Consider the following 971-nt stretch of genomic DNA (forward strand, 5'->3'; position numbering starts at 1 on the left):
GGCTCGGCGGCAACCACGACCTCGTGCGGCGCAACTGGCCCACGGAGCGGCTCGGGCCGCCCCCGGCCTTCATGCTCTCCGGCGTGCCCCGGCACGTGGACGGCCTGCTGCAGGAGGAGGTGCGCCGCGCGGGCGCCCGCCTCATCCACCCGGACCGCATGTGGCACTACACCGAGGGGCTGCGCAACTGGAACCCCATCTGGGCGCGGCACGGCATCCGCATCCTGCCCGGCCCCAGCAGCCTGTGGCTCGACCCCACCGGGCGGCGGCTGCCCTTCCCGCACGTGCCGGGCGCGGACGCCCTCGGGACGCTGCGGCACATCACCCGCATGGGGTACCCGTACACGTGGTTCGTGCTCAACCGCGCCATCATCCGCCGCGAGTTCGCCCTGTCGGGCAGCGAGCAGAACCCCGACCTCACGGGCCGTGACGTGCGCCTCACCCTGCGGCGCGTCGGGAAGGACGTGCAGGCCCCCGTGCGGGCCTTCATGGAGCGCGGCGAGGACTTCGTCGTGCGGCCCGACCTGCGGAGCCTCGTGGACGGCATGAACGCCCTCGCCCGGCAGGACCTCGTCGCGTACGACGTGCTCGAACGTGAGGTCCGCGAGCGCGACGCGCAGCTCACGAACCCCGCCGGGAAGGACCCGCAGCTCGCGCTCGTGCGGAGCGCGCGGGCCTTCCCGAGCGAACGCTACGTGCGTGTCGCGAAGCCCGCCCCGATCCTCGATCCCCGCGACGGGCCGCTGATCGCCGTGCGGCTCAACATCCTGACGCGCAAGACGCTCGGCGGGCTGGAGACCGACCTGGAGGGGCGCGTCCTCGGCGCGGACGGTGAGGTCATGCGGGGCCTGTACGCGGCGGGCGAGGTCGCGGGCTTCGGCGGGGGCGGCATGCACGGCTACCGCTCCCTGGAGGGCACCTTCCTCGGCGGGTGCCTCTTCAGCGGGCGCGTCGCGGGCCGCGCCGCCGCC

At 74.9% G+C, this 971-nt stretch carries 1 protein-coding gene; it reads left to right on the forward strand.

Translation table 11 applies throughout. The features are described from left to right. Positions 1-971: FAD-binding dehydrogenase (locus DEIPI_RS32520; protein WP_045234671.1), on the forward strand; the 971-nt coding region annotated here is incomplete at both ends.

The organism is Deinococcus pimensis DSM 21231, from assembly GCF_000519345.1.
Classification (GTDB): domain Bacteria; phylum Deinococcota; class Deinococci; order Deinococcales; family Deinococcaceae; genus Deinococcus_A; species Deinococcus_A pimensis.